The following is a 13,891-nucleotide window of genomic DNA, read 5'->3' on the forward strand; positions in this document are numbered from 1 at the left end:
CCGAAGCCGCCGGTTTCCTGGCTTTTCCCAACCCGGCCACCGCCACGCTCACCCTGCGCCAGCCAGCCCAAACCACCGCCAGTGTACGCCTGCTCGATGCCCTGGGCCGCGAGGTGAAGCGCCAGCCCGCGGCCGGAATGGAGACTTCGGTTTCGGTGGCAGCGCTGGCCCCGGGGCTCTACGTGGCGCAGTGGCTCGATGCCAGCGGGCGCGTGCTGATGGCCCGTAAAGTGGCCCGCGAGTAGAAGTTGCGCAAAAACGGTGGTGCCTTCCTACTCCGTGCGTAAGTTTGCGGTCAATTTGCGCACGGGTTCCCCCGTACCGCAACGCGCCCAATCCGCCTGCTGATGCTGACTGCTGTACTGCTTTTTCTCCCTTTAGCCGCCGCCCTGCTGCTGCTATTCGTTAAGGGAGCCGCCGCCCGCGCCCTCGCTTTGGGGGCCTCACTCCTCGAATTCGCCCTCGCGGCCTTCGTCGCGTTCGACTTCAAAGCCCACGGCTCCGAGGCCTACAACCTCAACTACAACTGGATTCCGTCAGCCGGCATCAACTTTCACCTCGGCCTCGATGGCCTGAGCCTGCTGCTGGTGCTGCTCACCACCTTCCTAGTGCCGCTTATCCTGCTGTCGGCCTTTAAGCGCGACTACGACAGCCCGTCGACCTTCTACGCCCTCGTGCTGTTCATGCAAACGGGCCTGCTGGGCGTGTTCACCTCGCTCGATGCCTTCCTGTTCTACTTCTTCTGGGAAGTGGCCCTGATTCCGATTTACTTCCTGGCCGGGGCCTGGGGCGGCGAGCGCCGCGTGGCCATCACCCTCAAGTTTTTCCTCTACACCGTGGTGGGCTCGCTGCTGATGCTGGCCGGCTTCGTGTACCTGTACCTGCAAACCGGCCCCGCCGCCGGCTCGCTGGCCGCCCACTCGTCCGAGCTGTCGGCCTTCTATAGCCTCAAGCTGAGCGCCGCCGAGCAGTCGTGGCTGTTCTGGCTGATTTTCGCGGCCTTCGCCGTGAAGATGCCCATCTTCCCCTTCCACACCTGGCAGCCCGATACCTACACCGATGCGCCCGCCCCCGCCACCATGCTGCTTTCGGGCATCATGCTGAAAATGGGCATCTACGGCACCCTGCGCTGGCTGCTGCCCGTGGTGCCGCTCGGCGTGAGCCAGTGGCAGAAGCCGGTGATTATCCTCTCGGTTATCGGCATCATCTACGGCGCCATCATCGCCATTCGCCAGCGCGACGTGAAGCGCCTCATCGCCTACTCCTCGCTCTCGCACGTGGGCCTGATGGCGGCCGGCATCTTCTCGCTCACCCAAATCGGCCTGCAGGGCGCCGTCATTCAGATGCTGGCCCACGGCGTGAACGTGGTGGGCATGTTCCTGGTGGCCGATGCCATTGAGCGCCGCACCGGCACCCGCTACATCCCCGACCTGGGCGGCCTCACCCGCCGCACCCCGCTACTCACGGTCTGCTTCCTGGTGATGCTGCTGAGCACCGTGGCCCTGCCCCTCACCGGCGGCTTCGTGGGCGAGTTCCTGCTGCTGGGCGGCGTGTACCAGTACAACGCCTGGGTGGGCGCCGTGGCCGGCCTCACCATCATCTTCTCGGCCGTGTACCTGCTGCGCATGTTCCAGCGCGTGATGCTCGGCCCCGACTCGGCTCACTCCGCAACCATCACCGACCTAACCGGCGGCGAGCTGCTGATTTTCGTGCCCCTCATTGCCCTCGTGTTCTGGATTGGCCTGTTCCCCAACACATTCCTGCACATCTCAGAGCCGGCCGTCACGAACATCCTCGCGCTGGTTGGGCGGTAGAACGTCATGCAGAGCGCAGCGAAGCATCTCGCGTGCAGCAAGTATTTAGTTACCCCGAGCGAGATGCTTCGCTGCGCTCTGCATGACGTTCGCCGTTAGCCGGACGTTCTTATTTGAAGCCAACATGACTCCCATCATTCTCCTCTCCGTCTTCGGCATCCTCAACCTGTTCCTGGGCTTCCTGCGCTCGAACAAGGTGCTGCTGCCCGGCGCCATGCTGCTGCTGCTGGCCGTGTTCGGGGCCAACTACGCCGACTGGAACGTCGTGCACGAGCCCTACTTCAATCACATGCTGGTGGTCGATAACTACACGGTCGCCTTCACCGGCATCGTGCTGCTCACCACCATTCTGCTGCTGCCTTTCTCGCGCAGCTACGTGACGAGCGGCGAGCCCAACCTGGCCGAATACTACGCCCTGCTGCTGTTCTCGCTGGTGGGCGCCATCATGATGATTGGCTACGACCACCTCATCATGCTGTTCGTAGGCATCGAAATTCTGAGCATCAGCATGTACGTGCTGGCCGGCAGCAGCAAGCGCGACTCGCGTTCCAACGAAGCCGCCCTCAAGTACTTCCTGATGGGTGCGTTTGCCACCGGCATCCTGCTCTTCGGCATCGCGCTGCTCTACGGCGCTACCGGCACGTTCGCCCTCTCGCAGCTGGCCGCCGCCGTAGCCGCGCCCGCTAATGCCAGCCTGCAGCCCATGCTCTACATCGGCATTCTGATGATGATTATCGGCATTGGCTTCAAAGTATCGGCCGCGCCCTTCCACTTCTGGACGCCCGACGTGTACCAGGGCACGCCCACCTTCTTCACTGCCTTCATGAGCACGGTGGTGAAAACCGCTGGGTTCGCCGCCTTCCTCAAGCTGCTGGCCGTGGCCCTGCCGGCCGCCCAGGGTTTCTGGATGCCCACCATTCAGGCCATGTGCGCCCTCACGCTGTTGCTCGGCAACGTGGGCGCGGCGGCCCAAGACAACACCAAGCGCATGCTGGCCTACTCCAGCGTAAGCCACGCCGGCTACCTGCTCATCGGCCTCGTGGCCAGCAAGGGCGTGCTACAGGGCGAAGCTGCCAGCGCCATCTTCTTCTACTCGTTGGCCTACTCCATCGCCACCGTGGCCGCCTTCGGCGTGCTGAAACTCGTAACCGACCACCGCCAGGACGATTCCTACGCCGGCCTCAACGGCCTCGGCCGCACCAACCCGCTGCTGGCTTTCGTGATGACGGTGGCCATGCTTTCGCTGGCTGGTATTCCGCTCACGGGCGGCTTCTTCGGCAAGTTTTTCCTGCTGGCCGCCGCCGTGGGCCAGGGCTACATTGGCCTCGTGGTATTTGCCGTGATTATGAGCATGGTAGGCCTGTACTACTACCTGCGCCCCCTCATCGCCATGTACCTGAAGCCGGCTTCCGAAGACGCCACGCCGGTACCGGTAGATGGCATCCAAACCGTAACGCTAGTAGTGCTGGCACTGCTGACGATTGTGCTGGGTATCGCTCCGGGCTTCGTGAGCGGGCTGCTGTAAAATGTAGTTAATCAACGAAAAAAGGCGACCCGCTGGGGCCGCCTTTTTTCGTTTTAGCACGACTAGTGCACAGCTGAGTTCATTGGATATTTCCTCAGTGCCTCGTTCAGAAAAGCGTCGGCTTTATCGGGCCGTAGATGCATTACCGTCGCGAAATGCGCGAGAAACGACTCATACGTGTTTTCGCTCTGTTCTAATTGCGCGAACCCGGCCAAGCCCGCCTTTTGGCGTACCAAATCGTAAACTAGCGCCCCGGCCGCATAGCGCGGATAGCTATTAAGTGCGTATTTGAACGTGTTGCTGTACAAATCCTTAAACCGAACTGTGGGGTGGCTTTTATTTAAATCGGTCACTACAGCCCGCAGGGTTTGCTGGTAAGGGGTGAATCCATCAACGCCTCCCAGGTAAGTAGCAATGCCTTCGGCCAGAAAGTAATTGTTGACGGGATGATATAGCATGTGCGCGAATTCGTGCAGGTGTTGCTCGCGGCCCCGGCCCGAGAGGGTCCGATTATACATTTTCTGCGTGAACCCGGTATTATAGGCCAGCCAGTAGTCTATGTTGAATAGCCGTCCCAATTCTTCTTCCGAATCCATCACGTAGAAATCGAAAGGCTTGGCATCCGGCAGCTTCAGCGTAGTTACCACCGAATCGCAAAATGCGCTGGCTCGGAGGGCATTAGCCGCGCTGAAATTGAAAGTAGGTGGATAGTGGAATGTAATCCACGGCGTAGCATGCGTTTTCCACTGCGTTAGTACGTTACTCCAGGTATTTTCCAGCTTCCATTCGCCAGCGTCGTTTCTGGCTGCATAATACCGCAAGATGAACGGCGGATTCCACTGCGAATCGGTTATCCACTTGGCCGGGGTTTCGGCGTAGAGAATAATGCGCGCCACGTATTTGTTGCCGGCGGGCTCAATGCTGAGCACCGTGGGCTTATATGCGCGGAATGTTTGCCGCGCGGTAATACCAAAAAACACGAAAGGAGCTGCTAAATCGGCCTTTTCGTGGTGTTGTCCAAAATAGTAGTTGGTTTCAGCAGCATTCCAGTACGGATTTGCATATAGGCTGTCGGGCTTGGCTCTCAGGTAGTTTTTTACCAGTTGATAAATCGCCTTTACCTCGCGTTGCGTCGTGTCGACCCGAGCCGTCAGGTCCAGCGTCTGGCCGCGAGCAATGTGCGAGATGCTCAAACTGCCTATTGCGATGATGCAACGCACCCAACCGAAAGACTTTACCATGAGAAGCAAACAAACCCTATGAGCTACGAAGGTAAGCAGCTACTGAACGGTGCCGTTGAGCCATAACTTGCAGGTAGGAACAGGTAATAGCACCACCCAAAACCACTCGTTGTATGTATGTTCTTGACCGGCGTGGCCCTATCTGCCGGCTTTGGCTATTAGCGTTCTGCTTCTTCAGCAGCTGCGCGGCCCGACCGCCGCACGAGGCTGGCCCCTTTCGTTCCACCGAACTGGTGGAACTGACGCAGCTTGACCCAACCATCCGGCTGGATATTCGCTACGCCACCCCGCAGAACTTTATGGGCCGGGTTCTCTACCCGCAGGCGCGGGCCTTTTTGCAGCGCCCGGCCGCCGAGGCACTGGCGCAAGTCAGCGCGGAGTTGCGCCCGCTGGGCTACGGCTTGCTGGTATTCGACGGCTACCGGCCCTGGCGCATCACCAAGCAGATGTGGGACCACACCCCGGCCGATAAAAAGGAGTTCGTGGCCGACCCGCGCAAGGGCTCGCGCCACAACCGCGGCTGTGCCGTCGACCTAACACTATGCGACCTGGCCACCGGCCGCGAAATCGTGATGACTGGCGCCTACGACGAGATGAGTCCTCGCTCCTATGCCGCCTACGCGGGCGGCACCCCGGCCCAGCGCATGGCCCGCGACCTGCTCCGCGCCCGCATGGAGGCCCACGGCTTCACGGTGCTACCAGCTGAGTGGTGGCATTTCGATTTCCAGTACTGGAAGTCGTACCCGATTCAGGACGTGCCGTTTGAACGGCTGTAAAGGCATTGCTATTGATACTTAATATCAAACCGACCATCGGTGATACGTACCCTTTTACTTGAATCAGCCATTTGTGCTAACGTTCCTTCGAAAGTACCCGCGATAATATGTCTACTTGTATCCAGCTTGGTGATTACGACAGTTATTTTAGTGCCTTTGGGTGAATAGCCGTAATACATTTTCCCTGACTCATCACTAAAAATCAGTATCCTTTCTGCGCGGCGGATTGTTCCTTGTTTAGCATTGATATTAACTGAATAAGTACCGGTATTTATCAAGCTATCTAAATTCAAATAAAAACTCTCATAACGGTTCCGGTCAATCAGGCCAGCATTTAAAGTAAACTGCCCATACGGAACATAAGAGCCACGTAGGTTATCACTTTCAGCAGCGGTATATGGTAGCCAGCCGTAGTTGCGCCACACTTGACCATTAACTATAAAGCCAATAGTATTGGCACCGGTTTGGGTGATTGGGGGCAACGTAAAGGCTGGCGCTACTTCTCTCTCGCATTTTTTCATACCCATAAGGGGCAGCAGCAGCAGCGAAGCACGATACATTTTCATAGTAGGTTGGGGCACGTTGAAGCAAAATAAGACGAGTGAATGTAACAATTATCTATACCTTTCTAAAATAAAGAGAACGTAAAAGCGCCCCCGCAATTCAAGTTACGGGGGCGCTTTTGTCATCGAACTTGGCGATTACGGATTCGTCGACCACATGCCCGCTTCTTTAATGAAAATGCGGCGGTTCAATTTCAGCTGCGATACCATGAACTCAGCCAAATCCTCAGGCTGCATCACCTTTTCAGGGTTGCCGTCGGTGAGCTTGTTTTCGAGGGCCAGGGGCGTAGCTACGGTGCTGGGCGTGAGGGCCGACACGCGGATATTGTGCTTGCGCACTTCCTGCATCAGGGCTTCGGTGAGGCCCATCACGGCGAATTTGGAGGCGCTGTAGGCGCTGCTACCGGCGGCGGCGCGCAGGCCCGAGGTCGAGGAAATATTGATGATGTCGCCGGTTTGGCGCGCAATCATCACCGGCAGCACGGCGCGGGTCACGTAGTAGGTGCCCATCACGTTCACCTGAATAATGTGCTCCCACTGCTCGGGTTCCATTTCCAGGAACTTGGCGAAGCTGCCGATACCGGCGTTGTTGATGAGGATATCAATCGGGCCCAGCTCGTCGTGGATTTTGGCCACGGCCAAGTTCACGGCCGTGCGGTCGGCTACGTTGGCCACGGCGGTGACGACGTTGCCGCCGGTGGCAATAATTTCGGCCGCTACTTCGAGCAGGTCGCTTTCGGTGCGGGCCAGCAGGCCTACTTGCACACCTTCGGCCGCCAGGGCCAGGGCTACGGCGCGGCCAATGCCTTTGCCGGCGCCCGTTACGAGGGCGACTTTTCCTTGGAGGGATTCCATGAGTTGATTCAATTGGTTGGGGAGGTGCTACAACCAGATTACGTGGCGAAAGGTTGAGAGCGTTTTAGTTTCTTATCTGTCATCCTGAGCACAGCGAAGGACCTTACCACGTTGAAATTTCCAGCGTGATAAGGTCCTTCGCTGTGCTCAGGATGACAGGCGGGGTACCTACATCCCGTGCAGGTGCTTGGTGAAGTCGCCGTACATCACCCAATCCTCCCAGCGCTTGCGGTAGGGGGCCACTTTGCCGCGCAGGTATTTCTCAATCATCAGGCCCGCGGCGGGGGCGGCGCTGGTGCCGCCGAAACCGGAGTTCTCGATGAACACGGCAATGGCGATTTTGGGGTCGTTGGCCGGGGCGAATGCGGCGAAGGTGGCGTGGTCGAAGCCGTGGGGGTTTTGCACGGTGCCGGTTTTGCCGGCCACCGAAATGCCGAATTCGGCCAGCGAAGCCAAGTTGCCGGTGCCGCCGTTGCCGTCCACCACGGCCTGCATGCCGGGGATGAGGAACTTGAACAGCGCCGTATCGACGGCCGTGTAGTGCTTCTGGCGGAACTGCGGCAACGGCCCGCCCTGGCCGATGCCACGCACGAAATGCGGCGTGATGTACCAGCCCCGGTTGGCAATAGTGGCCAGCACGTTGGCCATTTGCAGGCCCGTGATACCAATTTCGCCCTGCCCGATGGCCAGCGAATACACGTTGCGGAAGCTCCAACGGTGCTGGCGGTTTTCCTTCTTATTGAAGAACTTCTTGTCGTAAAATTCCGGCGACGGAATCAGGCCGCGTTTTTCCTGGCTCATGTCCACGCCCAGCTTTTCGCCCAGGCCGAAGGACTTCACCATTTTCTGCCACTGCGCCAGGCCGATATGGGCGTCGTCGTACTTGTTGGGCGCCTGGCCGCGCACCACCGCCGCCCGCAGCACCTGATAGAAGTAGGGGTTGCAGCTCTGCTTGATGGCAATGCTCACATTGTGCGGTGGCTCGTGGCGGTGGGTGCAGCGCACCAGCTTCTGGTTGCACTCGAAAGGGGTGTTGGGCGTGACCACGCCCAACTGCAGGGCCACCAGCTCATTCACAAGCTTAAACACCGAGCCGGGCGGATACGTGGCCATCAGCGGGCGGTCGAAGAGCGGGCGGTCGGGGTTGTTGAGCAGGGCCATGTATCGGTTGCCCGAGCCCTTGCCAGTGAGCTGGCTAGGGTCGTAGTTCGGCACTGATACGAAGGCCAGGATTTCGCCCGATTTCGGGTCGATGGCTACAATAGAGCCGCGTCGCCCCGCCAATAGCTTCTCGCCATACGCTTGCAATTCGGCATCAATGCTCAGGTGCAAGTCCTGCCCGGCCACCGACAGCGTATCGAATTCACCGCCCCGAAACTTGCCCTTCTCGATGCCGCGCACATTCACCATCTTGTACTGCACACCGCGCCGCCCCATCAGCGTGTCTTCGTAATATGCCTCCAAGCCCGAAATGCCCACGTTTTCGCCGGGTTGGTACCTAGCGTAGCGCGGCTTTTCCAGAAAGGCCGGCGTGATGGCTCCCACGTAGCCCAGGGCGTGGGCCAGGTTGGGCGTGCGGTAGGCCCGCGCCATGCGCGCCTGAATACGGAAGCCCGGGAAGTCAGCCAGCCGGTCGGAAATCGCGGCTAGGTCGGGCGTAGTGAGGTTCTGCACCACCGGCGAGGGTTTGATGCGCGAGTATTTCTTCGCCGCTTTCAGGCTGACCCGCAGCCCTTCGAGTGGAATCTGCAACAGCTCGCAGAAGCGCACCGAGTCGAGCTGCTTCACTTCGCGCGGCACCACCATGAGGTCGTACACGGGCGTGTTCTGCACCAGCAGCTGGTTTTTGCGGTCGTAAATCAGCCCGCGGTACGGAATCTGCACGATGCGCTGCAGCGTGTTCTTGTCGGCCGCCAGCTTGTAGGTGCCATCCAGCACCTGCATGAAAAACAGCCGCGTGAGAAAGATGAGGGCCACCACCAGGAAAATGCCCTGCACGACGTATTTGCGGCCTTCTAAGTATTGCATTATCTATTTCCCCTATCTGTAACGTCATGCCGAGCGCAGCCGAGGCATCTCGCGTGCGGCAGTAACTCAATCGTTCAACGATGCACGCGAGATGCCTCGGCTGCGCTCGGCATGACGTTATTTAATTCATTCTTATTACCTAATTCCGCCCCCGCCGCACCGGGAAAAACAGTAGTTGCACAATCAACAGCGCCACGCTGGTAAAGAGTGCACTCACCAGAATTTTTCCCAGCGTGGTGCCGAAATGCCGGAAACTGCCCAACTCTAGCACGAAGAAGGCGGTGTGGTGCAGCACTACCAGCAGCAGCATGTACACCATAAACCACTGCCAGCCCATCTGGTGCACGTTCACGGTATCGGCGCTGTCGTAACCGTCGCGCGGGGTTAGCAGACGCAGCACCCACGGCCGCAGAAAGCCCAGCAGCACGGCCGCCGCCGCGTGCAGCCCGCCCGTGTCATAAAAAATATCCATCGTCAGGCCCATGCCAAAGCTTAGCAGCAGCTGCACCACGATGGGCGTGCGCAGCGGCAGAAACAGCAGGAAGCCCAGGTAGAAAAAGCACCAGCCCAGGTCGAACAGCACCAGCCGACTAATCAGCAGCACGTGCACGCCCGCATACAGCACGTAGCGTACCAGCTGCACTAAAATGTCGCGCAGGCCACTCATGGGCGCTTCCCTCCTTTCGGGGCCGCGGTTGGCGCGGGCGTGGCGGTGGGCAGGGGCCGCAACGTGCGGGCCTCCAGGGTGTCGCGCTCGGCTTTCTGGCGGTTGGTTACCACGTACACGTAATTCAGGTTAGCGAAATTGATGCCCAGCTTCACCCGAATAGTCCAGAAATTCTTATCCGCCTCCTTCACAAATGAATCAATGGTGCCGATGAAAATGCCCTCCGGAAACACCGAGTTGTAGCTCGACGTCACCACCGTGTCGCCCTTCACCAGCTTGGTTTCACGCAGCACGTTATCGAGCAGCGCGTGGGTAGGGTCGTCGCCCAGCCAGCGGATGGTGCCAATAGTGCCGTCGCGCTTGATTTTGGAGGCCACGCGGGTTTCCGAGTGCAGCAGGCTGGTCACGGTGGCGTAGTGCTCGCTCACCACTTTCACGCGGCCCACCACACCATTGGCGGCCACCACGCCGCGGCCCGACACCACGCCATCGGCGCTGCCCACATTTAGCGTGAGGTAGTTATCCACATTACGAACGAAGTTGTTGATAACCCGGGCCGGAATAAGTGGATAACTTGGGTCGCGGGCCGCAATGGCCCGCTGGCCGAGCAGCAACGTATCGGGTTGCCGGGCGGGCCGCACGTAGCGCACGCGCTTGAGCGAATCGAGGCGAGCGGGCGGCAGCGCCACCGAATCGGCCTCGCGCCGGGTCGAATCGGCCGGGTACAGCTGCTGGCGCAGGCTGGCATTTTCGGCGGCCAGCTGCTGATTTAGCTCGGCCAAGTGGAAGTAGTCGGCCACCTGCGCGCGGCGGGCCAGCACCGTGCCGGCGTAGGTATTGGCCGAGTTGAAAAAGGCAGCCCGGTGGTAAGAACTGTTCGTGATAAACAGGTATAAACAGGCTACTTCCAGCAAGCTAAATACCAGCGCCCCGCGAAAGCGAAAAAGGAAAAGAAACAGGTTCCGCACGGGGTGGTCTCGAATTAAGAATGAAGAATGAGGAATGAAGAATTACGTCCGGCAATTCTTCATTCCTCATTCTTCATTCTTCATTTAACTTAAGTCAGCAGCACACCACGGAAGGCCTGAATGTCCTTGATGGCCTTGCCGGTGCCGCGCACCACGGCGCGCAGCGGGTCTTCGGCAATATGAATGGGTAGCTTGGTTTTGGCGGCCAGGCGCTTGTCGAGGCCGCGCAGCAGGGCGCCACCGCCGGTGAGGTGAATGCCGTTTTCGTAGATGTCGGCCGACAGCTCGGGCGGCGAAATTTCCAGGGCCTTCAGCACGGCTTCTTCGATTTTGGCCACCGACTTATCGAGCGCGATAGCAATTTCCGAGAACGTCACCTTGATAACCTTCGGAATGCCGGTCATCAGGTCGCGGCCGCGCACTTCGTGGTCGGGCGGGGCCACATCGAGCTCGGTGAGGGCCGCGCCTACTTCGATTTTGATACGCTCGGCCGAGCGCTCGCCGATGAGCAGATTGTGCTGCCGGCGCATGTAGTCAAGAATATCCTGGTTGAACACGTCGCCGGCCGTCTTAATCGACTGGTCGCACACGATGCCCGACAACGCGATAACCGCGATTTCGGTGGTACCGCCGCCGATGTCGATAATCATCGAGCCCACGGGCTGCTCCACGTCGATACCGATGCCGATGGCGGCGGCCATGGGCTCCTGAATCATCCATACTTCCTTGGCCCCGGCGTGCTCGGCCGAGTCGCGCACAGCGCGCTTCTCCACTTCGGTGATGCCTGAGGGGATGCAGATAACCATGCGGTGCGAGGGCTGAAACAGGCGATTGCGCGTATCAATCATCTTAATCATGCCCTTAATCATTTCCTCGGCAGCGTGGAAATCGGCAATCACGCCATCCTTCAGCGGGCGGATGGTGCGGATGTTATCGTGCGTTTTTTCGTGCATCTGCTGGGCCTGGCGGCCCACGGCGATGACCTTATTCGTAGTTCGGTCTTTGGCGATGATGCTCGGCTCGTCCACCACGATTTTATCGTTGTGAATGATGAGCGTATTGGCCGTACCCAGGTCGATGGCGATATCGCTGGTCAGGAAATTAAAGAAACCCATTGAGTTAGCGGCAATAAGGCGGAGGCTGGATTTAGGCCCAGCCTGAATAATGCGCAAAGGTACGGAAGGTTTGGGCGGGGTTGGTGAACGAGATTAGGGTATTCCGCTGGATAACCGTCTGTAATTGCGAGTGGAGCGCAGCGCAACGCAGCAATCCTTGCGCTATTGCGACCAGCCCTGAATTGTGCTGAAGTTCCTTTTTAAAACAAAAGCCCCGACGCTACCTGGCGTCGGGGCTTCATCATTACCGGAACAGTAGGGTGCGGGGTTTGCTCCCGCCCGTCGTTGGCAACGTTTCACCAACACCGTTTAACGGCGGGTGGGGGCAAGCCCCGCACCCTATTTTATTAGTGCTTGAAGTGGCGCACACCGGTGAGTACCATCGCCATGCCCAGTTCATCGGCAGCTTTAATGCTGTCGGCATCCTTGATGGAGCCGCCGGGCTGCACTACGGCGCGGATGCCGGCGGCCCCGGCAATTTCCACGCAGTCGGGGAAGGGGAAGAAGGCGTCGGAGGCCATCACGCAGCCAGTTAGGTCGAAGCCGAAGCTGCGGGCTTTCTCGATGGCCTGACGCAGGGCATCCACGCGCGAGGTCTGGCCGACGCCGGAGGCCAGCAGCTGGCCGGCGCGGGCCAGCACGATGGTGTTGCTCTTAGTGTGCTTGCAGATTTTAGCAGCGAACACCAGCGCCTCCGTTTCCTCCGTTGTGGGTGCCGACTGCGTGACTACCCGGAAGTCGGCGGCCGATTCCGTCTGGCGGTCGGCATCCTGCTCGATGATGCCGTTGAGCAGAGTTTTCACCTGCTTTTTGGGGAAGGCCACGGGCTTCTGCGTGAGCAGAATGCGGTTTTTCTTGCTTTGCAGCACCGGCAGCGCATCGGCTGCGAAGCCGGGCGCAATCAGCACCTCGAAGAACAGCTGGTTTAGCTCGGCGGCGGTGGCCGCGTCCACTTCCTTGTTCACGATGATAACACCGCCGAAAGCCGAGGTCGGGTCGCAGCTCAGGGCGTTCAGGTAGGCCTCGCGCAGGGTAGCGGCTTGGGCCACGCCGCAGGCATTAGTGTGCTTGAGGATGGCGCAGGCCGGGGCGCCGTTGGTGAATTCGGCCATCAGGGCCACAGCGGCGTCCACGTCGACCAGATTGTTGTAGCTGAGCTGTTTGCCGTGGAGCTGGTCGAAAAGCGCCGACAGGTCGCCGTAGAACGTGCCGGCCTGGTGGGGGTTCTCGCCGTAGCGCAGCGGCGAGGCGGGCTGTTGGCTGAGGCGCAGGGCGGTGCCGGCCACGGCGGTATTCTGGCTTAGGTAGCCGAAAATCTCGGTGTCGTAGTGCGAGGTGGTGGCGAAGGCGGCGGCGGCATAGTGGCGGCGGTCTTCGAGGTCGGTACCGCCGTTTTTGGCGGTCAGCAGTTCCGTGACGGCGGCGTACTGGTCGCGACTGCTTACCACGAGCACGTCGCGGTAGTTTTTAGCAGCGGCGCGCAGCAGCGAGATGCCACCGATGTCAATTTTCTCGATGACGTCTTCTTCCTCGGCCCCGCTGGCCACGGTTTCTTCGAAGGGATAGAGGTCGACCACTACCAAATCGATGGGCGGAATGGCGTGCAGCTCGGCTTCGGCAAGGTCGCCCACATCGTGGCGGCGGTGCAGAATACCGCCGAATACCTTGGGGTGCAGGGTTTTCACGCGGCCGCCAAATACTTCGGGGAAGCCGGTGAGGTCTTCCACGGCGGTTACTTCGGCACCTTCTTCTTCCAGGAATTTCTGGGTACCACCGGTGGAATACAGCGTGACGCCGTGCTGGCGCAATACCTGCACCAGCGGGGCCAGCCGGTCTTTATGATACACAGAAAGCAACGCAGCACGAATGGGACGGGACGACATAAAACGGGCGGTTTGGGGAGGCAGAATTGCCGCAACAAAGGTAGGGCCGGGCTCCGGCGGAGCAGGGCCACGCTGAGATTACCGAATTGTTACCACCGCATATTTCCGCCGTTTGCCGCCATCCGGCCCTCCCGTGCCGAACACCGCGCCGGGTTCTCAAGTATAGCTAGCCGGGCTGCCTGCCGGGCGGCCTGCCAACTTGCTGCTACCGCCAGCAGGCCGGATTATGCGTCGCGCTATTCGTTATCACTGCTGCATTTATACTGCTTTGTCCGCTACTTCTTCTTCCCTGGCCTCGCCCGCCGCCGCCGAAACGGCCGCCGCCCAATTGGTGCCGCACTTGTTTGCCCAAGCCGCCGAAACCGACGTGGAAGGCGAATTCCCCACGCAGTCGTTTGCCGATTTGGCGGCGGCCGGCTTGCTCACGGCCGCGCTGCCGGCCGCGTTTGGCGGGGC

13 protein-coding genes are annotated in these 13,891 nt (G+C 59.7%); 5 read left to right on the plus strand and 8 right to left on the minus strand.

The genetic code is table 11. From position 1 onward, the window contains the following. The 3 genes from ACYVDE_RS04930 to ACYVDE_RS04940 form a co-directional block, all read left to right on the plus strand. A partial coding sequence (locus tag ACYVDE_RS04930) for a T9SS type A sorting domain-containing protein (RefSeq protein ID WP_460500357.1) occupies positions 1-245 on the plus strand: 245 nt, incomplete at its 5' end. A gap of 102 nt (positions 246-347) precedes the next feature. Further along, positions 348-1,814, plus strand: coding sequence for a complex I subunit 4 family protein (locus tag ACYVDE_RS04935; protein WP_460500358.1), 1,467 nt, complete (start codon positions 348-350; stop codon positions 1,812-1,814). A 124-nt stretch (positions 1,815-1,938) separates the two neighbouring features. Beyond that, positions 1,939-3,339, plus strand: coding sequence for an NADH-quinone oxidoreductase subunit N (locus ACYVDE_RS04940; protein WP_460500359.1), 1,401 nt, complete (start codon positions 1,939-1,941; stop codon positions 3,337-3,339). A 62-nt stretch (positions 3,340-3,401) separates the two neighbouring features. Here ACYVDE_RS04940 and ACYVDE_RS04945 read toward each other — a convergent pair whose 3' ends face one another. Beyond that, positions 3,402-4,580 carry a hypothetical protein gene (locus tag ACYVDE_RS04945; RefSeq protein WP_460500360.1) on the minus strand — a complete coding sequence of 393 codons (1,179 nt, stop codon included), beginning with the start codon at positions 4,578-4,580 and terminating at the stop codon, positions 3,402-3,404. Between the two features lie 233 nt (positions 4,581-4,813). On the opposite strand from ACYVDE_RS04945, the gene ACYVDE_RS04950 reads away from it, so the two are divergent. Next, positions 4,814-5,356 carry a M15 family metallopeptidase gene (locus ACYVDE_RS04950; RefSeq protein ID WP_460500361.1) on the plus strand — a complete coding sequence of 181 codons (543 nt, stop codon included), beginning with the start codon at positions 4,814-4,816 and terminating at the stop codon, positions 5,354-5,356. A gap of 8 nt (positions 5,357-5,364) precedes the next feature. Here the strand turns inward: ACYVDE_RS04950 and ACYVDE_RS04955 are convergent, their stop codons facing one another. The 7 genes from ACYVDE_RS04955 to purH all read right to left on the minus strand — a co-directional run bounded on the left by ACYVDE_RS04955 (position 5,365) and on the right by purH (position 13,435). Further along, entirely contained in the window at positions 5,365-5,937 is a 573-nt protein-coding gene (locus ACYVDE_RS04955; RefSeq protein ID WP_460500362.1) for a Riean_0653 family protein, read from the minus strand. Positions 5,938-6,057: 120 nt separating this feature from the next. Further along, positions 6,058-6,774: an SDR family oxidoreductase gene (locus ACYVDE_RS04960; RefSeq protein ID WP_460500363.1), complete on the minus strand. Its 717-nt coding sequence runs from the start codon at positions 6,772-6,774 to the stop codon at positions 6,058-6,060. Between the two features lie 168 nt (positions 6,775-6,942). Continuing rightward, positions 6,943-8,802, minus strand: a complete 1,860-nt coding sequence (gene mrdA / locus ACYVDE_RS04965; protein WP_460500364.1) for a penicillin-binding protein 2 — start codon at positions 8,800-8,802, stop codon at positions 6,943-6,945. Positions 8,803-8,941: 139 nt separating this feature from the next. Then, on the minus strand, positions 8,942-9,469 hold the full coding sequence (locus ACYVDE_RS04970; RefSeq protein ID WP_460500365.1) for a hypothetical protein: 528 nt from the start codon (positions 9,467-9,469) through the stop codon (positions 8,942-8,944). Next, on the minus strand, positions 9,466-10,437 hold the full coding sequence (gene mreC, locus ACYVDE_RS04975) for a rod shape-determining protein MreC (protein WP_460500366.1): 972 nt from the start codon (positions 10,435-10,437) through the stop codon (positions 9,466-9,468). Before mreC ends, ACYVDE_RS04970 begins: the two co-directional genes overlap by 4 nt. An 89-nt stretch (positions 10,438-10,526) precedes the next feature. Continuing rightward, positions 10,527-11,552 (minus strand): rod shape-determining protein, encoded by a 1,026-nt coding sequence (locus ACYVDE_RS04980; protein WP_460500367.1) that lies wholly within the window; start codon positions 11,550-11,552, stop codon positions 10,527-10,529. Positions 11,553-11,899: 347 nt separating this feature from the next. After that, positions 11,900-13,435 carry a bifunctional phosphoribosylaminoimidazolecarboxamide formyltransferase/inosine monophosphate cyclohydrolase gene (gene purH / locus ACYVDE_RS04985; RefSeq protein ID WP_460500368.1) on the minus strand — a complete coding sequence of 512 codons (1,536 nt, stop codon included), beginning with the start codon at positions 13,433-13,435 and terminating at the stop codon, positions 11,900-11,902. A 268-nt stretch (positions 13,436-13,703) separates the two neighbouring features. Here purH and ACYVDE_RS04990 point away from each other — a divergent pair. Continuing rightward, on the plus strand, positions 13,704-13,891 hold a 188-nt coding region (locus tag ACYVDE_RS04990; protein ID WP_460500369.1), incomplete at its 3' end, for an acyl-CoA dehydrogenase family protein.

This window comes from Hymenobacter agri, from assembly GCF_054778495.1.